This window comes from Mycoplasma miroungigenitalium, assembly GCF_013008635.1.
GTDB classification, from domain to species: Bacteria; Bacillota_I; Bacilli_A; order Mycoplasmatales; family Metamycoplasmataceae; genus Mycoplasmopsis; species Mycoplasmopsis miroungigenitalium.
The window spans coordinates 23,807-45,677 of sequence record NZ_CP053096.1 but is presented as its reverse complement, the minus strand read 5'-3'; the positions used below and the strand labels follow the sequence as shown (position 1 = coordinate 45,677).

20 protein-coding genes are annotated in these 21,871 nt (G+C 31.0%); 6 read left to right on the top strand and 14 right to left on the bottom strand.

The window, feature by feature from the left end:
* Nucleotides 1-42 precede the first annotated feature (42 nt).
* From HLA87_RS00195 to HLA87_RS00135, 13 genes are all read right to left on the bottom strand, one after another.
* Nucleotides 43-903, bottom strand: a complete 861-nt coding sequence (locus HLA87_RS00195; RefSeq protein ID WP_171110763.1) for a bifunctional 5,10-methylenetetrahydrofolate dehydrogenase/5,10-methenyltetrahydrofolate cyclohydrolase — start codon at nucleotides 901-903, stop codon at nucleotides 43-45.
* A complete protein-coding gene (locus HLA87_RS00190) occupies nucleotides 891-3,395 on the bottom strand; it encodes a valine--tRNA ligase (RefSeq protein WP_171110760.1) in 2,505 nt (834 codons plus the stop codon). Before HLA87_RS00190 ends, HLA87_RS00195 begins: the two co-directional genes overlap by 13 nt.
* A gap of 182 nt (nucleotides 3,396-3,577) precedes the next feature.
* Nucleotides 3,578-6,007: an MAG1360 family OppF-related protein gene (locus HLA87_RS00185; protein WP_171110758.1), complete on the bottom strand. Its 2,430-nt coding sequence runs from the start codon at nucleotides 6,005-6,007 to the stop codon at nucleotides 3,578-3,580.
* A gap of 176 nt (nucleotides 6,008-6,183) precedes the next feature.
* Nucleotides 6,184-6,546, bottom strand: coding sequence for a 50S ribosomal protein L17 (gene rplQ, locus HLA87_RS00180; RefSeq protein WP_171110756.1), 363 nt, complete (start codon nucleotides 6,544-6,546; stop codon nucleotides 6,184-6,186).
* A complete protein-coding gene (locus tag HLA87_RS00175; RefSeq protein ID WP_171110754.1) occupies nucleotides 6,546-7,565 on the bottom strand; it encodes a DNA-directed RNA polymerase subunit alpha in 1,020 nt (339 codons plus the stop codon). Before HLA87_RS00175 ends, rplQ begins: the two co-directional genes overlap by 1 nt.
* 24 nt (nucleotides 7,566-7,589) lie before the next feature.
* Nucleotides 7,590-7,988, bottom strand: coding sequence for a 30S ribosomal protein S11 (gene rpsK / locus HLA87_RS00170; RefSeq protein ID WP_171110752.1), 399 nt, complete (start codon nucleotides 7,986-7,988; stop codon nucleotides 7,590-7,592).
* 12 nt (nucleotides 7,989-8,000) lie between these two features.
* A complete protein-coding gene (gene rpsM, locus HLA87_RS00165) occupies nucleotides 8,001-8,366 on the bottom strand; it encodes a 30S ribosomal protein S13 (RefSeq protein ID WP_171110750.1) in 366 nt (121 codons plus the stop codon).
* A gap of 8 nt (nucleotides 8,367-8,374) precedes the next feature.
* Nucleotides 8,375-8,488, bottom strand: a complete 114-nt coding sequence (gene rpmJ / locus HLA87_RS00160; protein WP_171110748.1) for a 50S ribosomal protein L36 — start codon at nucleotides 8,486-8,488, stop codon at nucleotides 8,375-8,377.
* A 9-nt stretch (nucleotides 8,489-8,497) separates the two neighbouring features.
* Nucleotides 8,498-8,713: a translation initiation factor IF-1 gene (gene infA, locus HLA87_RS00155; RefSeq protein ID WP_171110746.1), complete on the bottom strand. Its 216-nt coding sequence runs from the start codon at nucleotides 8,711-8,713 to the stop codon at nucleotides 8,498-8,500.
* The gene (map, locus tag HLA87_RS00150; RefSeq protein WP_171110744.1) at nucleotides 8,714-9,463 is read right to left on the bottom strand and encodes a type I methionyl aminopeptidase; all 750 of its coding nucleotides are present in this window, start codon (nucleotides 9,461-9,463) and stop codon (nucleotides 8,714-8,716) included.
* Between the two features lie 155 nt (nucleotides 9,464-9,618).
* Complete coding sequence (locus HLA87_RS00145; RefSeq protein ID WP_237022747.1) at nucleotides 9,619-10,278, bottom strand: adenylate kinase family protein; 660 nt, start codon at nucleotides 10,276-10,278, stop codon at nucleotides 9,619-9,621.
* Nucleotides 10,272-11,747: a preprotein translocase subunit SecY gene (gene secY / locus HLA87_RS00140; RefSeq protein ID WP_171110741.1), complete on the bottom strand. Its 1,476-nt coding sequence runs from the start codon at nucleotides 11,745-11,747 to the stop codon at nucleotides 10,272-10,274. Before secY ends, HLA87_RS00145 begins: the two co-directional genes overlap by 7 nt.
* Nucleotides 11,748-11,866: 119 nt before the next feature.
* A complete protein-coding gene (locus HLA87_RS00135; RefSeq protein WP_171110739.1) occupies nucleotides 11,867-13,825 on the bottom strand; it encodes a transketolase-like TK C-terminal-containing protein in 1,959 nt (652 codons plus the stop codon).
* A gap of 235 nt (nucleotides 13,826-14,060) precedes the next feature.
* Here HLA87_RS00135 and HLA87_RS00130 point away from each other — a divergent pair, with 235 nt between their 5' ends.
* Genes HLA87_RS00130 through HLA87_RS00120 form a run of 3 tightly spaced genes read left to right on the top strand, consistent with a single transcriptional unit; the run spans nucleotide 14,061 to nucleotide 16,701 of the window.
* Nucleotides 14,061-14,864: an energy-coupling factor transporter ATPase gene (locus tag HLA87_RS00130; protein WP_171110737.1), complete on the top strand. Its 804-nt coding sequence runs from the start codon at nucleotides 14,061-14,063 to the stop codon at nucleotides 14,862-14,864.
* On the top strand, nucleotides 14,849-15,823 hold the full coding sequence (locus HLA87_RS00125) for an energy-coupling factor transporter ATPase (RefSeq protein WP_171110735.1): 975 nt from the start codon (nucleotides 14,849-14,851) through the stop codon (nucleotides 15,821-15,823). Before HLA87_RS00130 ends, HLA87_RS00125 begins: the two co-directional genes overlap by 16 nt.
* Nucleotides 15,823-16,701, top strand: coding sequence for an energy-coupling factor transporter transmembrane component T family protein (locus HLA87_RS00120; RefSeq protein WP_171110733.1), 879 nt, complete (start codon nucleotides 15,823-15,825; stop codon nucleotides 16,699-16,701). The genes HLA87_RS00125 and HLA87_RS00120 overlap by 1 nt, the downstream gene beginning before the upstream one ends.
* 18 nt (nucleotides 16,702-16,719) lie before the next feature.
* Here the strand turns inward: HLA87_RS00120 and HLA87_RS00115 are convergent, their stop codons facing one another.
* The gene (locus HLA87_RS00115) at nucleotides 16,720-17,526 is read right to left on the bottom strand and encodes an alpha/beta fold hydrolase (RefSeq protein ID WP_212752333.1); all 807 of its coding nucleotides are present in this window, start codon (nucleotides 17,524-17,526) and stop codon (nucleotides 16,720-16,722) included.
* 93 nt (nucleotides 17,527-17,619) lie between these two features.
* Between HLA87_RS00115 and ligA the strand changes: the two genes are divergently transcribed.
* The 3 genes from ligA to HLA87_RS00100 all read left to right on the top strand — a co-directional run bounded on the left by ligA (nucleotide 17,620) and on the right by HLA87_RS00100 (nucleotide 21,726).
* Nucleotides 17,620-19,593 (top strand): NAD-dependent DNA ligase LigA, encoded by a 1,974-nt coding sequence (ligA, locus tag HLA87_RS00110; RefSeq protein ID WP_237022746.1) that lies wholly within the window; start codon nucleotides 17,620-17,622, stop codon nucleotides 19,591-19,593.
* 34 nt (nucleotides 19,594-19,627) lie between these two features.
* Complete coding sequence (gene tpiA / locus HLA87_RS00105; RefSeq protein ID WP_171110730.1) at nucleotides 19,628-20,374, top strand: triose-phosphate isomerase; 747 nt, start codon at nucleotides 19,628-19,630, stop codon at nucleotides 20,372-20,374.
* 167 nt (nucleotides 20,375-20,541) lie between these two features.
* Nucleotides 20,542-21,726: a phosphoglycerate kinase gene (locus HLA87_RS00100; RefSeq protein ID WP_171110729.1), complete on the top strand. Its 1,185-nt coding sequence runs from the start codon at nucleotides 20,542-20,544 to the stop codon at nucleotides 21,724-21,726.
* Nucleotides 21,727-21,871: the final 145 nt, after the last annotated feature.

The window sequence follows — 21,871 nt, the reverse complement described above, 5'->3', positions numbered from 1 at the left end:
AACTCGAATCTAAACGATTCGAGTAAATTTTCAAGTCTACTGTTAAATGTTGTGATTATTTTTTAAGGCGTTTAATAGGTTTTGGAATAGACAAATTACTGTCAATGGTCCAACGCCCCCCGGGGTTGGCGCTAGCGCCGAAATATGTTCGGCTAAACCTTCTTGGTTAACATCTCCACATAGAACTCTTTTATTATCTTTTTCGATTCAAGTAGTACCAACATCAATTACAACAGCGCCCTCTTTAATATGTTTTTTGCAAATCAAGTTTGGTACTCCGGTTGCAACGACTAAAATATCGGCGTTCTCAACTCCTTTAATTCCAGATTCACGGTTGTGAGTTGAAACGGTAGCATTTCTGTTTTTAAATAATGCTGCTGTTGGTTTTCCGACTAAATTACTTCTACCGATAACAGCAACTCTTTTATCTGAGACTTCGATATTGTAGTAATCAATTAACGACATTATTGCTTGAGCAGTGGCAGGTGTAAAACTGAAATCGTCTGTTTTGTTATAAAAGTTAAAAGTGTTTCTAGTGCTTAGACCATCAACATCTTTTTCTCATCTTACAGCATCCAATATTGGTTGCGTGTAAGTGCTTAATGTTTCAGGCAATGGAAGCTGTACTATAACTCCATCTGCCACATCGTTTATGTCATCAAGTTTTTTTAATAATGATTTATATCTAATCTTATCAGGAAATCTATAAACTCTAGCATCAACGCCCAGCTCTTGAGCTTTAGCTATTTTTTTCTCAATATATTTATCGGATGATGGGTTTTCACCAACTTGGATTATTGCCAAAATCGGCATTCTTTGTATTTGTTTGGTTATTTGTTCAAATTCTTTTTTTAATTCAGCAGTCCTTTGTTCTGCTACGATTTTTCCGTCTAAGATTTTCATTTTAATTCCTCTCTGTATTTCTCAATTTCCTTGTTGAATTTAGCAAGTTTGTCTCTTTCCTCTTGAATTTTATTGGCGGGTGCTTTTGCTACGAAATTATCATTGTTCAACATTTGGCTAGCTCGTTTTATTTCGCTTTCTAAAACGAGTATTCTTTGTTTAAGCTCACTAATATATATTTGTTTTCTTTCTTCGCTTTCTTCGATATTGACAATTAAATCTCCATCAACAAAAACAGTGTCTTTATTCTCTTTGATTGTAGCGTTAGCAAGTTTATATATAGAATCTATAATGAATGAATTTTTGACAAAATTTATATCGTATTTGATTGCTTCTTTTTTGCTAATTCCATTGTCTTCTCTGTATTTACGTAAAATTGAAACTGTTTTAATAATTAAATCTACTTCATTAACCATATTAGATTTTGAATGTTTAAGACTTAAAGGCTCAGATTCCAAAATTTCTTCATTATAAAGAGTTTTATATAAATAATCAGTTATAAACGGTAGTAGTGGGTGAAGGATTATCAACAATTTTTTAAAGTTTGCAAGAGCTGCTTTTTTATTAGGCATAATTTTAAGCATTTCAACATATCATGAAGAGAAATCGCTATAAATAAATTTGTTAAGTTCATATCCTATAATTGTTAATTCGTATTTTTCAAAAGCTTTATCAATTGTTTTATTCAATTTAACAAGTTTGTTATTAATTCAGCGGTCTGCTTGTGATGGTTTTTTGTTATTATCTTCCGGCAGGTTTTGAATATATCTTGCAATATTTCAGATTTTGTTACATAATCCTCATGCAGATTTAATTTTCTCTGTTGAATATCTAATATCCAATCCCGGTGTTGTATTTGTTGTTAAGAATCATCTTAAGGCATCAGCCCCATATTCTTCAACTACTTCCATTGGGTCAATACCATTACCTAACGATTTAGACATTTTCCGGCCTTGTTCATCTCTAACCAGACCCGTTAATAGTAAGTGTTCGAATGGTTTATTGTTTTTGAATGCTAAAGAGAAAAAGTACATTCTAGCAACTCAGAAGAAAATTATGTCATAACCGGTAACTAATAAGGAAGTTGGGAAGTAGCGATTTAACATATCCTCCGATTTTTTAAGCGGTCATCCAAGAAATGAAAATGGTGCAAGTCCAGAAGAGAATCAAGTATCTAGAACATCACTATCTTGTACTCAGTCATCACCGGGGCAAGATTCTTGAACTTTTATGTCATCGCCTTTGTATCATGCTGGAATACGGTGTCCTCACCAAAGTTGGCGTGAAATAGTTCAATCATAAGCGTTTTCCATTCACGTTTTTAATGTATCTTTAAAACGCTTTGGAAAAAATTTAACAGAATCACTTGTTTTTAAATGTTCCAAGATTAATTTATTCAATTCTTCCATTTTAACAAATCATTGTGGCATAACCAATATTTCTACAGGTTCACCGCTTCGTTCTGAGTAACCGACGTTTGAAGTCGTTTTTTCAATTTTAACAATTAGATTGTTATCGATTAAATATTGTTCTATCTTTTTACGAGCTTCAAAACGATCAAGACCGTGAAAAATTGAGTCAGGAGCATTTATAAAACCGTCTTGATTAATCGTTTCAATAACATCTAAATTATGCTTTTTAATAATATCAATATCTACTTCAGCATGCGCAGATAATTTCATCAATCCGCTGCCAAATTCAATTTCAGTATATTCATCAGCAATGAATGGAATAATTTTTTTGGTTAATGGGTGTACTATTTCAATGTTTTTTAATTTGTTGTAACGTTTATCATTTGGGTTGTAAATAACTGCAACATCAGAAAGCATAGTTTCAGGTCTTACTGTGGCGATAGTTAAAAATTCGTTTGAATTTGCAATTGGGTATTTAATATATAACATGTTTTGTTCGGTAGCCTTAGGCAATACCTCAATGTTTGATAAAGCTGTTTTTAATTTAGGGTCTCAATTAATCGCTTTTGTACCACGATAAATCAAACCTCTTTTGTAGAAATCTATAAAAGCTTTATTAACAGCGTTATTTGATTCTTTATCTAAAGTAAAACGCTCACGCTTATAATCTAAACCTAACCCTAATGTTTCTCATTGTTTTCTAATCGAATCTGAGTATTCGTGTTTTCAGTCTCAAATTTTATTTACAAATTCTTCACGGCCAAAATCATGTCTAGATTTTCCGGTTAATTTGTAAATATTACTTTCAACTTTACTTTGAGTAGCAATACCAGCATGATCCATCCCTGCAACATAAAAAACATCATAACCTTTTAGTTTTTTATATCGGATTATGGTGTCTTGAAGTGCTGTATTTAAGGCGTGTCCAATGTGCAATTTACCTGTGACATTTGGCGGAGGTAAAATTATAGTAAAAGGTCTTTTAGCTAAATCGTGTTTGCTAAAAAAAGCTTTTTGTTTTCATTTTTTTGAAATTTTTGATTCAAATTTATTTGGCTCATAAATCTTATTTAATTTCATAATTCCACCTTTATAGTTAATATTGATAATTAATAATTAATATATATAATTATACCAAAATAAGGGCTTTGGCCCTTATATTGAGTTAAAATTTAGTTTTCAAAAATGAATCAAAATTGCATGTTTTTTTGTGTTATTTTTCCAAATTACACGTTTTATAGTATTGTTTGCGTTTTGGCTAATTAGTAGGCATCTTCATTTTCTGTTAAATTAATTTCAATTGATGAGGTATCAAGATTTTCGTTATAAATCATGAATTCCTTGGTTATATTTTGTGTATCCATATCAATTTCATTTAAATCAGTAACGTCCAAATTTACAATCATTGTGTCAGTTGAATCTGTATATGATTCTAAATCGTTAATAGTTGTTAACTCTTGTTCTTGGGTTTCAATCATTGGTTGAATTTGATGTAATTCATCAGCTGATAATCGCTTAATTATTGAATTTGGAGCAACAATAAAATGGTCATTGCTGAATTCAAATAAATCACTAAAAGCGTAATTTTCTATATCTTCTCTACTTTGCTCTTTAAACGGAATATTATCTAATCAACGTCTAAAAACGGGGTGAAGTGGTTGTTTGAATAAATCTTTGGTTTTACCGTATTCAATCAATTTATTGTCGTAGAAGACAAAAAGATTTTCGAAATCGTTATCTAAAATTAAATCTTTATTATTTGTAATAAATGTATAGGTAATGTTTGATTTCATACAAAATTCCTTATTTATTCTTAAAAATTCATTTTTTAAACGATATTCATTGTTTGTGATATCATCAGCCACAAACAATGTTTTTGCACCATTCATGAGTTCGGATAATAGACCCATTTTTAATCTCGAAATTGGAGATATATTCGTAATTGGTTTAGTTAAGCTTGCTGTCGAAAAAGATACTGAGTTTAGTATTTCTATTAATCTTGCGAATAAGTCTATATGTTTAATATTTTTAACTGATAAATCAAACTTATCAAAAATTAAATAGCGTAATAATTCTAGGTAATCAAACATAAAATTGATAGAAGAATAAATCTCGTTTAGATCGTATGTTGATTCTCTAATTTGGTGCAATGCATCAGTTTCAAATTTGTTGTTTTTGTTCATCTTTTCAATGTATTCGTCAAATTTAATTGCTCATTGCATATTTACGTATAAAAGATTTTGGTGTGTCTTAAATATTTGATTGCAGTTATTATTTAACATTGTGTTATTTAAAATTGTGTTTTTATACTCACTACGATCAATTTCTTTTTTTCATTCTATTTTGGCTGAACTTAAGTCAATTTCAGTCTTTAAATTATTAATTTCTTCATCAAAATTTTCGATACCAAAGACGTTCATTTTTTTATGTTTTACTCGTCTTTTTTTGTTTTGGAGTGATTTTATTTCTTCATGATACATTGATTCATTACTTAGGCTTGTTTCAACATATTGATTTAAATCTAAATAGAATTCCTTTTTGATTATTTCATTTATTTTTTTGATTGAAAATTTATGTTGACTTATAGTAGTATTGGATAAGTTGTTAGCAATGAAGAGAGACATTCTAGAGTCTAAATAAGTTTTTAGTTCATCAAAATTCGATTCGGTTAAGTATTTAATCCCTCTTCTATCATTGTTTAATGTTTTAATAATATATTTTTTAACCGCTATTTGTTTTGCAAGGTATCGGTATTGTAAAGAGTTTTTTTGAAAATATAATGCTTTATTTCTTTGCAATTTAATAGCTTTTTTGTATCAGGAAATAATGTTTTTTATTCTCTTTTGCGCAGTTTTATATACTTCTGATCTTGTTTTTTTGAGTATTGATATTTCACTTTCTATATCTTTTAAAAACAATGTTCTTTTAACCATTTCTCTTGACGTTTTATGCATTTTTCTTAGAAGCTCAAATCTTTTGATTAATGACTCTAAATGAGCCCGTCCTAAATAGTCACTACTGCTGTAATATTTATCGATTACTTCTTTGCAAGTATGGTAAATTTCTCGATAAACATCGAGAAAGTTACCGATAGTTTGGTCGATAAAGTGTTCAAAAATATCATTGTGCTTATAAGAACTTGATAATGCTTCTGAAATATTATTTTCTTTGATTTGATTCATTGTTTCTTTTAATAGATATTCATGTTCTCGTTTAAAATTACTAATCTCAGACGCAATGATATTGATTTTGGTTTTAATAGTATTCAGTAAAATATTTCTTATTTCATATTCTTTTACACTCATAACTGAACTAAGTGAGTCCAATCTAGATTTTGTGATTTGATAGTTTTCGTTAATACGTTGATATTCATGAACAATAGGGATAGAATTTGTATCCATTCTCAATGAGTCAAGATTAAAGAATGAAATATTATTTAAAATTTCTTTATTATTTCAGACCTCTGTAGGTATTGAATGATTTTCATATATTTTTAAAGTTTTAATGTTTTTATTTGATATTAATATTCTTGCAAATCCCTTACCCAGTAAACTTGATTCTTGATCTAACACTAAAAAAGCGTTAGAAGAATTTTTATCTAATGCAATCAGTGGAATATCTGTAAAGTTATCTTTTAATCTGTTTGGTTTAAAATGTAATTCGAGTGTAAATATCTTTTTTGATTGCTCCATAGTATATATATTTTATCTCAATAATTAAATATAGATACTATTTATAAAATTATGAATTAAAAAACGAATAAATATTATTATGTTTTTTTACGTATTAATTGATTTTTCTATGATTTTGGTAAAACAAAAATGGCATAAGCCATTTTTGTTGATTAGTAATTAAAGTTATTTGAATGTTAGACTAATTCAATAATTGCCATAGGGGCTGAGTCACCTTGACGAGAAACTAATTTGTAAATACGTGTGTATCCACCATTTCTTTCTGCGTATTTAGGTGCGATTGTGTCGAATAAGTGTTTTAGAACGTCTTTGTTACCTTCTACTAAGGTTGGGCGTAGGAATGAAGCAACAGCACGACGGTTTGCAAGAGTTGGGTTTTTAGCTTTTGTGATCATTTTTTCTGCGTGACGACGCAATTCTTTAGCACGTGTTAAAGTTGTTGTAATACGACCGTGTTTGAATAATTCACTCACTAGAGTACGCATTACGCCTTTTCTTCATTTAGTATCACGACTGTAAATTTGTTTTGGATTAGCCATTATTCTTCTCCTTTAGTTAATTCATAATCGAATTCTTGTAGTTTTGAAATAATTTCTTCAAGAGATTTTTTACCCAAGTTTTTAGTATTTTCAAGTTCTTCGTATGTCATAGCAGCAATTTGCGATAATGATGTTTTTCCAATTTTTCTTAGTGCGTTTAGTGAACGAACTGAAAGATTTAATTGAGAAATATCTAAATCATTTTCTTCTTTTTCAACTTCTTTTTCAACTTCTTCTTTTTTGAAAATAGAATCAATAACCATATCTTCAACCTTACCAATAACGCTAAAGTGAGCAACCAAGATTTCACAAGCTTGTTTTAAAGCTTCCTTAGCACCAACGGTACCATCGGTTGTTATATTAAATTCTAGTCTTTCTTCAATATTGTTTGAAGCTGAGTTTAATTCACTAACTTTATAGTTAACGTTTTCAATTGGACTGAAGTTTGAATCGGTAGCAATTAAGATACCTTTTTTGATATTTGATTGAATTTGACTTAAAAAGTTTACAGATGAAATAAGTTTTTTATTTTCTTCGCTTGAAGTGTAGCCACGTCCAGCACGTAGATACATTTCTAAGTGTAGACTTCCCTTGGCACTAATTGTAGCTAAGTCAACTGATTTTGAGGTAATTTCAATATTTGAATTAACAACTTCAAGATTTCTTGAGGTTACTAAACCTGGTTTGTCAGCATTTAATACAACTTTGATAACTTCATCATCACTTACTAAATCTGGGTCATATTGGAATTTAACTTTACGTAAATTCATTATTAATGAAGTAACATCTTCAACTACGCCTTGCATAACTTCAAATTCGTGTTCAACACCTTCGATCTTAACTGCGCATAATGCTAATGAAGTGATGTTTGATAACAGAACTCTTCTTAAAGCAACTGCAACAGTTTGACCAAAACCTCTTTCAAGTGGTTGAATTGCAAAAGTTGTTGTGTTAACTTCTTTTGCGTTTGAATTGATGGTTTCGACTTGTGTGTAGTCTAATTTTGCCATTTTTTCCATATTTACTCCTTCTTGATATTATTTCTATCTCATTTTTTCACGTTTAAGAACACGTTTAGGAGGTCTTGTACCGTTGTGTGGTACAGGTGTAACATCCTTGATTTCTGTGACAGTTATTCCTGATACTTCAATTTGTTTACGAGCAGCATCTTTACCAGCTCCTAAACCTTTTAATTCAACTCTAACAGTTTTTATGCCACGTTCTTTAGCTAATTCTGTAGCAGCTTGAGCTGCTAAACCAGCAGCATAAGGTGTCTTTTTCTTAGAACCTTTGTAGCCGATTGCACCAGAAGAAGATCATGCAACTACGTTACCTTGCTCATCAGCAAAAGTAACAATTGTGTTTTGGTTAGTTGAATGGATGTGTGCAACACCGCTAACAACTAATCTTTTTTTAGTTTTTTTAGTAGTTTTTGTAGCCATTATAATCTCCTATTATTTCTTCTTACCAGCAACAGTTTTTCTAGGGCCTTTACGTGTACGAGCATTACTTTTTGTAGATTGCCCTCTAACTGGAAGCCCTTTTCTGTGTCTCATTCCACGGTAGCATTTGATTTCCATTAAACGTTTAATGTTTAATGAAACTTCACGGTGTAAATCACCTTCAGTTTGGTATCCTCTTGCTACTTCACGAATTGCTGATAGTTGTTCTTCTGATAAATCTTTAACTCTTACGTTTTCGTCGATATTTGCTTTTGCACAAATTTCTTTTGCTCTTGTTGGACCAATTCCAAAAATGTATGTTAATGAAACAACAACACGTTTGTTATTTGGTATTTCAATGTTTAAAATTCTAGCCATTTAATTTCCTATCCTTGTCTTTGTTTGTGTTTTGGTAGGACACAGATTATTCTGATAATACCTCTACGTTTAATAACACGACAATCCTTACACATTTTTTTAACACTAGCTCTAACTTTCATTTTGTCTCCTTATCTGTGACGGTAGATAATTCTGCCCAAGTTTAAGTTATATGGGCTGATTTCTACGTCTACTGAATCGCCAGGCAAGATACGAATATGGTTAACGCGCATCTTTCCTGAAATATGAGCTTTAATTACTAAACCGTTTTCAAGTTCAACCTCATACTCGTCGGTAGAGAAGGCTTGCTTTACAACGGCTTTAAATTTAATAGCATCTTTTGCCATTTAAATTCCTTTCGTCAATATAACACCCTTGCCATCCTTAATTAGCACTGTGTGCTCATAGTGTGCGTTGTTTAAACCGCTAGCGCTAACAACGGTTCATCCATCACTCTTGGTTTTTATACGAGCATTTTTTTGCATGATCATTGGTTCGATACAAATGACCATTCCGTCAACTAATTTAGGACCTGTCCCTGGTTTTCCGTCATTGTGGACGTTAGGGTCTTCATGAACATCTTGACCGATGCCATGACCGCAATAATCCGATGGGGTATAAAGTTTGTTTTTTTTAATTACTTGACCAATAGCGTAACTAATATCTCCGACTCTGGCGCCTGGCTTAATAGCGTCGACACCTGCTTGGAAAGCTAATTTAGCTACTTTAATTAATTTTTGGTCAGTAGGAGTGATTTTGCCCACGCCTTTTGTGAAAGCACTATCACTGTTCATTCCGTTATAGGTGCAACCCATGTCGCAAGAGATTAAATCTCCTTCTTTTAACACATAGTCGCTCGGAATGCCGTGGATCAATTCTTCGTTTACTGAGATGCACATTGTATTGGGAAAACCATACAACCCTAGGAAGGCGGGTCTGGCACCTCGTTTTATTGTTTCATTAAAAGCGATTGAATCCAGTTCTTTTAATGAGACCCCTGGTCTTATGGCGTCATAAACAACTTGTTTGACTTCAGCCAGGATTTGACAACATTTAGTTATGTCTTCAATTTGCTTTTGCGTTTTGATTAATATCATGTTGCCCTTCCTTAATTAGTTATTAACAAATAACTTTTTAAATCTTAACATAAATATATATATTTAGTATTAAATATTTTATTTTTATCTTATATAATTTCATCTCTTCACTTATTTTATCGGTTGGATTAAAGGCACTGATAATAAAAAAAGACCTATTTTTGAAGTCTTTTTACAATGTTATTTGCTATATCATCAGCATTTCCGGATGCGTCGAAATCAATCATTTTTCCACTGGTTTGGTAAAAATCTAGTAGTGGTTTTGTTTCGTCATGATAGACTTTTTGTCTAACTTTAATTGCATCAATTGCATCGTCAGAACGTGTAATTAATAAACTTTGACATTTTTCACATCTATCGCCAAGTTTTGATGGCATATACTCAATGTGATAACCTGCGTTGCATGTAGGACAAAATCTACGTCCTGACAATCTTTTTAGAATTAATTCTTCAGGCGCGTATAGTGAAATAACAACATATTCGAAACCTTTGATGGTATCTAAAAATTGTCCTTGGTGTAAAGTTCTAGGGTAACCATCTAGAATAACTATTTTGTTTTCTTTTTGTAGTTGAGTTAATTTATTTTTAACGATTTCATTCGTTATTTCATCTGGAACGTATTTACCTGATTTTACAATCTCAGATACTTTTAAACCTAGTTCACTTTTCTTTGCAATTTCTTCACGAAATATGCTACCAGTTGATAAGTGAATAAATCCGTATTGTTTTGCAATTACAGAAGCAACTGTTCCTTTCCCCACACCAGGAGGCCCCATAAAGACCATGTTTAATTTTGCGTTTTTGACGTCTATCATAATAATCCATCTCCGTTTGCTTTAATATTTTTAGATTTTTTATCAGGACCGTGTTCGCCATAAGTATTTTCGTAGGCTATTTGATCACTGATTTTACGTGATAATTGTTTTTGTTTTGCAAGATGTGTTGTTTTTAATCTAGCTTTAAATTGTCCAATAGTTTCAAGTGCCACAGACACTAAAATCATAACACTTGTTCCGCCAAATGAAATAATTGGAGGTCAATTAATTAAGAGTATTTGAAGATATTGGAATGAAGCCAATAAAACCAAATAGAATGCACTAAACGTTGAAAGTCTTAAAACCGTCGAAAATAAGTAATCTTCGGTTTCTTCACCCGGTTGTATGCCAGGTATAAAAGTTGAATTTTTAGCAAAATCTTCACTGATTTTGTCAATTTTTGATTGTTGTATACCCATTAAATAACTAAAGAAAAAGGTGATTACAACCAATAATGATAGTCCCAGTGGAGATGTAAATTTTAAGTATTCTTCTATTCATGCTTTACCGGCATTTCCTGTCGGCAAAATACGAGCAATCATAATTGGGAAGGAAATTACCATTGTGGAGAAAATGATTGGCATAATACCACCAGGATTCAATTTGATTGGTAATTTTCCCATTTCTTTGACATTGCGCGAACGTCCAGCACCTGTTTGTTGAATTGGAATATGGCGTTCTGAGTTGTAAATTAATCCAACAACAAATAAAGTTAAAGCAAATATAAATAAATATCCTAAAAAGTTTAGTGCTCCAACAAATAATGATGATGAAGAACCGGTGCCAACAAAGTAGTTAACAGCTTGTTTAAATTGGTTAGGTAATGCGAAAGCCATACCTGTAAAAATTATCAATGAAGTACCATTACCAATACCTTTGTCTGTAATCTGTTCGGCTATAAATAATGAAAATAATGAACCGCCGATTAAGATCATGGGCACAATGAAGTACGTTGTAACGTTTAATGAGCTTGAACCATATGCAGGAATGATTTCAATAAATGGATTGTCTCCCGAACCTAATGATTTCGATAGCAATATTGCTTGTGGAAAGGCTATAAATAAAGTTAAAATTCTTGTAATAACATTTAACTTCCTACGACCTTGAGGACCTGACTGACTTAATTTTTGGATGGAAGGGAATAAGCGTGTTTGCAACAGCGACATAATCAAAGAAGCGTTAATGAATGGACTAATACCAAGTGCAACTAATGAAAAGTTTTTTAGCCCTCCACCACCGATTAGGTTTAATGTATTAAAAAACGTATCTTGATTTAGAACATCCTGTGTTTTAATTTTTACAAATGGTGCTCCAATTGTAGTCATAATGACATAAATAGCTAAAAAACTTAGTGTGAATAAAAGTTTTTTTGTTACATCTTTATTTTCTCAAAAGTTTTTTCACCAATGAGACAGTCGATATCAAAGTTTGGAAATGTTATAACCAAGGTTTCCGAAAAATCTTTTCATATAGTCCTTTCGCGCTTCGCGCTGAATTTATAAATAATATTTATCATTATACTAAATAATAATATTTTTTGGTCCATTTTTTGGGTTTGTTTTTTTGATTTAAAAAATAAAAAAGCTAGTTAGCTAATTTTAAGAAGTTTTAATGCACGAGAAACGATATTTTGAATGTTAAAACCATTCATTTCATATACTGTTTTTGCATCTGCTGATGCTCCAAAATTACTGGCTAAAACAACATCTAATTCAGTATATTGGGCAAATTTATATCACGTGCAATCATTTGATGCTTCAATTGCTAATATTGGATACTTATCAATACTTAATTTCTGAATTATTTCTCTTTTTTCAGTCAGTTCTTGAAGAAACGGCACTGAAAAAATTCTGACATTTATGCCTAAATCACTATTTAATTTCTTGGCAGCTTTGTTTGCTAGCATTACTTCAGACCCAGAAGCAAGCAATGTTAAAAAGTGTGTTGAACGACCTTTGAGTGTATTGATTAATCTCACACAATTAGTTGTGTTCAATGTATTAATATCACTGCTAAATGATTCTAAATTTTGACGAGATGTTATGATGCTTATTTGATGGTCATTTTGGTTCATGGCATAATTAAAAGCTCAAGTTATTTCGTTTTCATCACATGGTCTTAATACTTTCATATTTGGTATTGCTCTCAACATTGTTATTTGCTCAATTGGTTGGTGAGAAGGGCCGTCAGAACCTATCGCGTAAGAATCGTGAGAGTAAATATTTATAGCTGGTAATTTCATTAACGAAGCCATTCTTAAGGCCCCTTTTGCGTAATCACTAAAAGCTAGAAAAGTAGAAGCAAATGTTTTAAGGTTTGTCGTTAAATTTATACCGTTATTTATAGCAGTCATAGCGTGTTCGCGTATTCCGTATCTTAAATTATGTCCGCCAAGTGTGAAGTCTTTCTGGAATCCCACATTTGTTGAAGAAGTTAAATCAGCAGAGCCACCAATATAACTTCAATAATTTTGTTCAATAAAGTTCAAAATTTGTTTTGTATATTCACGCGTTGATAAATTAGCTTTTGTGTAATTTATTTTGCTAAAATCATACTGAATTTTGTTTTTCAGTAATTTGTCTAATTCAATAGATAATTCAGGATATTTAGTATTATAGTTTTCTACTAGTTTGTTTCAATTTCCGTATCTTAAATTTTTGTTTTTTCAAAACGACTGAGCATATTCGTAATTTGAAATATCGTACTTGAATGGTTCAGTAAAATCAAGTTTTAATTTGTTTTTAATTTCAATTGTTGTTTGCTCGTCAAATACACCCGAGTGTCCCTTAACGGTGCCTTCATTTGGAGTGTGTTGGGCGATTTTGGTATGAATTTGAATATATGTTGGACCATTTATTTGTTTGATTTCATTAAATATTTTGTCAATATTTTCGGTGCTTGAGTCAATTCTAAATACATTAAAATTCATAGCTTCAAAATATTTCATTAAATCTGTATTATTAACCATTTTTACTTCTGAATCAAGCTGAATTTTATTGAAATCGTGAATTAAAACGAATTTGTCTAATTGTAATGTACCTGCTAACTGAATAGCTTCGTGAGCAATTCCTTCTTGTAAGCATCCATCTCCATGTAGAACATAAACTGAGTGATCAAACAGTTTGAAATCAGGTTTATTGAACTTATTCGCAAGAAAATCTCTGGCAATCGCCATACCAACACCCATTGCGATGCCTTGACCTAGAGAACCCGTCGATGCATCAACGTATTCGAATGCATCAGTCTCAGGGTGAGCTGGTGTTTTCGAATTTAAATTTCTATAATTTTTCATATCATCAAGAGTTAATAAACCCATATAGTGCATAATTGTGTAAATTGACACAGATCCATGACCCGCAGATAGCAAAAATTTATCTCTATTTACTCATTTAGGATTAAGGTTAGTTATGTTTAAATGTTTAGTAAATAGTGTTTCTGTTATTTCGGCTGCGCCAAGTGCCATTCCAGAATGCCCTCCCTTTGCTTTGTTGATGGTGTCCAAAGCTAATCCTTGCATTGCTGAGACTAGTAATTTATCTTTATTCATACGACCTTCCTTAATATTTATCTTAGGTTATAAATTTTAGCATTTAATGTAATAAAATTGTTATGTCTTATTTGATATTACTCATTTATGTTGAAATTTAAAGTTATTTAACAATAATTTAACTATATTTTGCAATACCACAAAAAGATAGTTAAAAGCAAGATTATTCACTAAATAATTAATATTTTATATATAAGTTGAAATATTATATGGTTGTAGGTTATAATAAACAATTATGATTAAAGTTAAAGATTTAGTATTTAAATACCCCGATGCTGATCGCAACGCAATTGATGGTATTAGTTTTGAAATTCCCGACGGTAAATACGTCGCTATTTTAGGTCACAATGGTTCCGGAAAATCTACATTTTCAAAATTGCTAGTAGCACTTTATAAACCCGCTAGTGGTTCAATTGAAATAAACGGAATAGTCATCAGTGCTCAAACACTTCGTGAAGTAAGAAAGCAAATAGGAATTATTTTTCAAAATCCAGATAATCAATTTGTGGGTGCTTCTGTTGAAGATGATATTGCCTTCGGTTTGGAAAACAAATGCTTAAAACGTGAGGAAATGAAGCCTATTATTGATGAATTAGCTAATAGAGTCGGTATGAAAAATTATTTGACTCGTGAACCTCATCTACTTTCAGGTGGTCAAAAACAAAGGGTTGCTATTGCTTCGGTTTTAGCCTTAGATCCTAATGTAATAATTTTTGACGAGGTAACATCAATGTTGGACCCAGTTGGTAAAAATCAAGTCTTAAATATTATTCGCGAAATTCAGTCAAAAAGAGAAAAAACACTTATTTCGATTACTCATGATATGGATGAAGCTATTATGGCTGACTATTGTTTAGTATTCTCCCAAGGAAAAATAATTGCTCAAGGGGCTCCGAAGGATATATTAAATAATAAGGAAATAGTTGAAATTGCCAAAATTGATTCACCATTTATTTATAAATTGAGCGACAAAATTAAAGGTGTCGAGCCAACATACAATGAACATGAACTATTGGAGCAACTATGCAAATTAAAATAACTAAATTAAGCCACATTTATAGTCGTGGAACGAGAATGGAATTTACAGCACTTCGAGATATTAACTTTAATTTAAAGCAAGGCGAATTTGTTGGTGTTATTGGTCAAACAGGTTGCGGTAAGTCTACATTTGTGGAACATCTGAATGGTCTATTATTACCTTCTAAAGGTGAAATTGAGTGGAATTTTTCTAATTCAAAAAAAGACAAAAAAACTGGACAAATAATACATTTTCAAGACGATTTCAAATTGAGGGCTTCTTGAATTAAACTAGTAAATCATAAGAATGGTCAAAAATCAATTAAATTAATCTTAAAAAATTTAAGAAAAGTTAAAAGAGCAAAAGATATTCGTAGAAGAGTAGCGATTGCATTTCAATTTGCAGAATATCAACTTTTCGAAGAAACAATTGAAAAAGACATTATGTTTGGCCCTTTATCATTTGGCGTAGATAAAGAAGAAGCCAAAATGCGGGCTAAAAAATATTTGAACCTTTGTGGACTTGATGATTCGTATCTTCAAAAGTCACCATTCGGTTTGTCGGGCGGTCAAAAACGCAGAGTTGCTTTAGCGGGTATTTTAGCAATTGAACCTGATATTATTGTTGCTGATGAACCAACCGCCGGTTTAGATCCTGTTGGAGTTGAAGAAATTCTATCAATTTTTACCAGATTACACAAAATGGGTAAAACAATAGTCATTGTTACACACGATTTAGATAATGTATTAGAAGTAACTGAAAGAGTTGTAATGATGAGAAAAGGCACTATTATAAAAGATGGTCCAACTTACGACGTATTAAAAGATACTCAGTTTTTACTAAAAAATAACATGCAACCACCAAAATTATTGGCTTTTATTTCTAAATTAGAATCGCTGGGCTGAAATATACCTAAAACGAAATCTATTGATGAGTTAGCAAATTTCATCGGTAAACAAATTAATAAAGGAGGTCAATAATGTCTGCTACATCTCCAGTTGGATCATATGTTTATGACGATACATTTGTTCATCGTCTTGATCCGAGAATTAAATTAATTTGCAATATAGCTTATATTGTTTTAACATTTATATCATTTCATTTCATGACCCTAGCTATTTTATTAGTGCCATTATTAATTGTTTATTTGGTAGGCACAAAAAATTTAAAAGGTGTATTCTCATTACTGAAAATGCCTTTAATAATTGGCGTAATAATACTATTTGTAAATGTGTATACAATGAAAATTACTGACCAAACTAGAGAAATCTATCATGTATATTTCTATATTGGTACTTCGCAAACTTTTGCATTCAGTTATGGTGTGGTTGCGCGGACATTATCCTTGGTCTTTAGAATTTATATTATGATAATGGTTACTACCTTATTTGTAACAACTACTAAGCCAATACTATTAACGAAAGCACTCGAAGATCTATTGGTTCCGTTAAAATTGCTATTCATCCCTACACACATTATCGCAATGGTTATTTCTATTGCTTTACGCTTCATTCCGACTTTGATGATTGAAGCTAAAAGAATTATGAAAGCACAAGCTAGCCGTGGAGTTGATTTCACAAACGGAAAAATTAAAGATAAGGCTAAAGCTTTTACGACATTAATTATTCCTTTGTTTTCTACGTCATTTGCTAAAGCTGAAGATCTTTCAAACGCTATGGAAACTAGGGGATATGATCCATATGGGAAGAGAACTCGTTACCGTCTACTTATTCCCACATGACGTGATTTGATAGTCTTTATCATTATGGCAGGGTTAGTTGTATTATGTGCACTTATTAAAAATAGTGTTTTACAAATTCCAAACTGATATGAATTAACCGGCTTTGCACAATTTTAAAATCGTTTCGGCGATTTTTTATTTGTCTGAAACGATTTTATTGATTGTATTAAAAGTATCATTAAAGTTTTCTAGCCACATTGAATGCCCCGAATTTTTGATTAAATATGATTTAACATTTTTATTTAGTTTTTTAAAATGTTTGATTGCTAACTCAACTGGCATTATTCCGTCTTGATCACCATTAATTAGGTAAATAGGGTAATCAGCAACTGAAATTGCACGATCTATTTTGGCAAAATATTTTTCGTTGTTCAGTGTTAACCCGAAGGGATATAGAACATTAAATGTTTCTTGTTTATTTTTAAAATAATATTCGACAGAATTCATAAATTTATTATTTTTGAGAAAATTTTCTGGTTTTGCAAATATTATTTGAGCTAAGTTTTTATATTGATTAATATTACGCGGATAAAAATATTCAAATTTATCTTCATATATCAATTGGGTTCTATTCATTGGTGCTAACAAAATAACTCTATCAACTAGATGTGAAATTTTTTCAGCACATAAAAGCGCTAAAGCGCCACCCATTGAGTGCCCTAGTAAGGTAATATTATTCAGCTTAAGTCTTTGAATAAATTCTAATATGATATTTCTAAAAACTTTAAAATCCATTCACTCAGGCTCATAATCGCTTTCTCCATGAGCCGGTAAATTTAAAGCATAAATGTTAAATTTATCATTCAAATTTTCATATATAGATTTCATATGTTTAAAATTGGAAGCGAACCCATGGATAATTAATAAATTTTGTTCACAATTATTGTTTTTGGTTAAACATTCAAGCAAACTACTGCCGTCATATTCAAATCATTTACTCATTTTCACCCCATAAAATTAATAAATACTTTTACTATTTAAATTATAAATATAAATTTGCTATATTATTAATATATAAATTAGATGGAGATAATTATGAAAAAAAGAATACAAGAATTAACATCATTAATTAATAAGTGAAATCAAGAATATTTTATTGATAATAACCCGAGTGTTTCTGATTTGGAATATGATAAGGCGTTGAAGCAATTAGAGCAACTTGAACAACAATATCCAGAATTTAAACATCCTCAATCACCAACTAATCTAGTCGGCAGTGGAATGAATATTTATAATTCTAAATTTACTAAGGTTACTCATAAACAGCCAATGTTATCTCTTTCCAAAGCTTACAATTACGATGAAATAATTAAATATATTAATAACATTGAAAAAAATGTTCCATTTGAAGATATTAATTTTAGTGTTGAACCTAAAATTGATGGTTTATCTATTTCATTGCATTATAAAAACGGTTATCTAGTTCAAGCTTTAACAAGAGGAAATGGGATCGAAGGCGAAGATGTGACAGAAAATATAATGCAAATTAAATCCATTCCCCATATTATTAATTACGAACCTGATTTAGAAGTTCGTGGTGAAGTGTTTTTACCAAAAACCAATTTTGTTGAATTGAATAGTAAAATGAGTATTTTAGGAGAAAAAGCATTTGCAAATCCACGTAATGCTGCCAGTGGTACATTGCGACAATTGGATTCTGATATAGTTGCGCAAAGAGGGCTTCAATCATTTTTATATGAACTCGTACAGCCTGAATTGCATGGTGTAAACACCCAACAAGAAGCATTAGAATTTATGAAAAGTTTAAATATCCCAACTAATCCATTATCTAAAGTTGTTGAACTAGAAGAATTAGAAGATGAAATAGAGCAATTTGCTGAAATCAAAAACAAATTAGATTATGATGCGGATGGACTTGTAATAAAGCTTAATAATTTGAAATACTGAGTTAAACTTGGCAAAACTGCTAAATTCCCTAAACATTCCATAGCGTTCAAATATGAAGTTGAAAGCGCCACCAGCATAATTACTAATATAGTAGCCACCGTTGGCAGAACTGGCAAAATTACATATGTTGCAAATTTAGAACCAGTGGTATTGAATCAAACTACTGTTCAAAATGCCACTATGCACAATTACAATTTTATCCAAGACATGAATGTAAACATTGGCGATGAAGTAACTATTGTAAAAGCCGGAGAAATAATTCCTAAGGTAATAGATCTTGTTTCAAAAAATTCATTAAATGTATTTCCTAAAATTTTGAATTGCCCATCGTGCAATTCGGTGTTGGTTGAACATGAAGATATAGTCGACCAATTTTGTCCAAATGAGGAATGCCCAGATGTAAATATCAATAAAATTTATCATTTTTCTGCTCGCGAAAGCTTAAATATCAAAGGGTTGGGTTTATCGACTGTTAAGGATTTTTATAAAACCGGAATCATTAAATGTATTGAAGATATTTTCAAATTAAAATACAAAGTTGACCAAATTTTAGAATTGCCACGCTATGGCTTAACTAAAGTCAATAACTTACTGAATAGTATTCAAAAAAGTCTTAACAGTGAATTTAATAAGGTTTTGTTCGCACTTGGAATAAAACATGTTGGAGCTAGAGCGGCAAAACTTATTTCGAATAAATACAATAATTTCTCAGAATTAATGGCCGATAAAGAACTTTTTGGATTAACATATGTCGAAAATATTGGTCCAAAAATTATCGAATCTATTATTGAATACCTTAAAAGTGGAAAAAATGTGGAACTTTTAAATTATTTAGACTCAGTATTTAAATACAAAAAACAATCAGAAGTAATATCAACTAAGCTAAGCAATTTAACATTTGTTATTACTGGTAAATTAACAGAAAATAGAGATTTTTACACTAAAATCATTGAAAACAATGGCGGAATCGTTTCTTCGAGCGTTTCATCAAAGACTTCATATTTATTGTGCGGTGATGATACAGGTAGCAAAAAAGATAAGGCAATTAAACTTGGTATTACTATTTTAAATGAACAAGATTTGAATAATCTATTAAAATAATCAATATATTTGATAAATCGATTAAGGAGAACTAATGAATAAAATTGTTATCGCGAATTGAAAAATGAATAAAACATTTAATGAAAGTGCTGAATGATTGACAGAATTTAATAGAAAGTATAAAAAAAGATGTCGTGATAGTCGTTATCGCGATGCCACCTTATCTAATGAATTTGGTATCGCGATGCCACCTATTAATTTGGCAGCACATGTAGGGTTTAATAAGGTTAAACAATTAATGTTAGTTGCTCAGGATGTTTCGGCTTTTCCTTGTGGTCCATATACAGGAGATGTTTCAGCAGAAATGTTGAGTGAATTTGATATTAAATATGTAATTGTTGGTCACTCCGAAAGAAGAAGATATCATTATGAAACGTGTGAGGATGTTAATGCCAAAGCACGCGCTGCTCTCGAATATGGAATCACACCTCTAATTTGTTTTGGTGAGACATTAGAAGAATTTGAAAAAGGATTATCTAAGGAAGTTGTTAAGAAAAAAATTGAGGATTCTTCAAGAGGTTTAGATTTTAGTAAAGTAATAATTTCTTACGAACCAATTTGGGCAATGGGAACCGGAAAATGCGCTACACCTGAATTTGTTCACGATATGGCTGTGTTTATTCGTTCAATTACTTCTTCGGATGCTAAAATAATATATGGTGGATCAGTAAACGCTGAAAATATAGTCGGCTTGGCTAAAATTCATGATATTAATGGTTTTTTAATTGGAAATGCTACTCTTGATTTAGATACGTTCCTAGAAGTTATAGCGGTTGAATAATACTCAAATCACTTCGGTGATTTTTTGTTTATTGCTTATTTTCTGTATCTTTAGTAAATTTAGTAATTTATTTTTTATGGTAATAATCACATAGAAAATACAATTATTACTAAATTAATGCTAAGTATTTTATATAATAAAATTATTAAAAAAAATTAGGAGTGAAAATGAAAAAAACAATTAGAGATGTTGAACTAAAAAACAAAAATGTTGTTATTAGAGTTGACTTTAATGTTCCTATTAAAAACGGGATTATTCAATCAAACGAAAGAATCGTTGCAGCATTAGAAACAATCAATTATGCAATTAAATCAAATGCAAAGGTGATTTTACTATCACACTTAAGCAGAATTAAAACTGAAGAAGATAAACTTAAAAAATCTTTATTCCCAATTGCACAAGAATTATCTAAACTATTAAATAAAAAAGTTTTCTTCGTGCCTGAAACTAGAGGCGAAATGCTTAAAAAAGCCGTACAAAAACTTGAACCTGGACAAGTTATGCTTGTCGAAAACACACGTTTTGAAGACTTAAACGATAAAGCTGAAAGTAAAAATAGTCCTGAATTAGGACAAGAATGAGCGGCTATTGCTGATGTATTTATTAACGATGCATTTGCTACAGCACATCGTTCACACGCGTCGAATGTTGGGATATCAACACGTGTTCCTGTTTCAGCAGTTGGATTACTAGTTGAAAAAGAACTTAATGCATTTGATACAGCATTTGCCGGCGATACACACCCATTCGTTGCTGTTGTTGGTGGCGCAAAAGTTAAGGATAAGATTTCATATTTAACTAAATTAACCCAAAAGGCTGACAAAGTTTTAATTGGCGGCGCTATGGCTTATACATTCTTAAAAGCTAAAGGTTTTGAAATTGCGAATTCATTAGTTGAAGACGACCAAATAGATTTTGCTCGTGATTTAATGGCAAATTGCAAATGTGAATTTATTCTTCCATTAGATAATGCAATGGTAACATCTTTCGAAGAAGGTAAAGTAAGCTATTCTAAAAATCAAAATGTAACCAAAGGTCACATGGGTATTGACGTTGGTCCTAAAACTATTAAAGAATATGAAAAACATTTATCAAATGCTAAATTGGTATACTGAAATGGACCGTTGGGCGTGTTTGAGTTACCATTTGGTGAAGCAGGAACTTCTGCAATCGGAAATGCAATGGTAAATTCAAATGCTTACACTATTATTGGTGGCGGTGACACTATTTCAGCTAGTGAAAAATTAGGATTTAAAGACAAAATTAACCACGTTTCAACTGGTGGTGGAGCTAGTCAACAATACTTATTGGATCATGAATTACCAGCAATAAACGCAATTCAAGATTTATAATCATAACACGGTTCAACCGTGTTTTATTTTGCTTCAATCGAATTTTATTGCAAAATGTGCATTTTGCTTTTATTACTGACGTAGATTAAAACTGAATAAAATTGCAAACTAAAATTTGACTGAAAATACATTCAACTGACCAAAA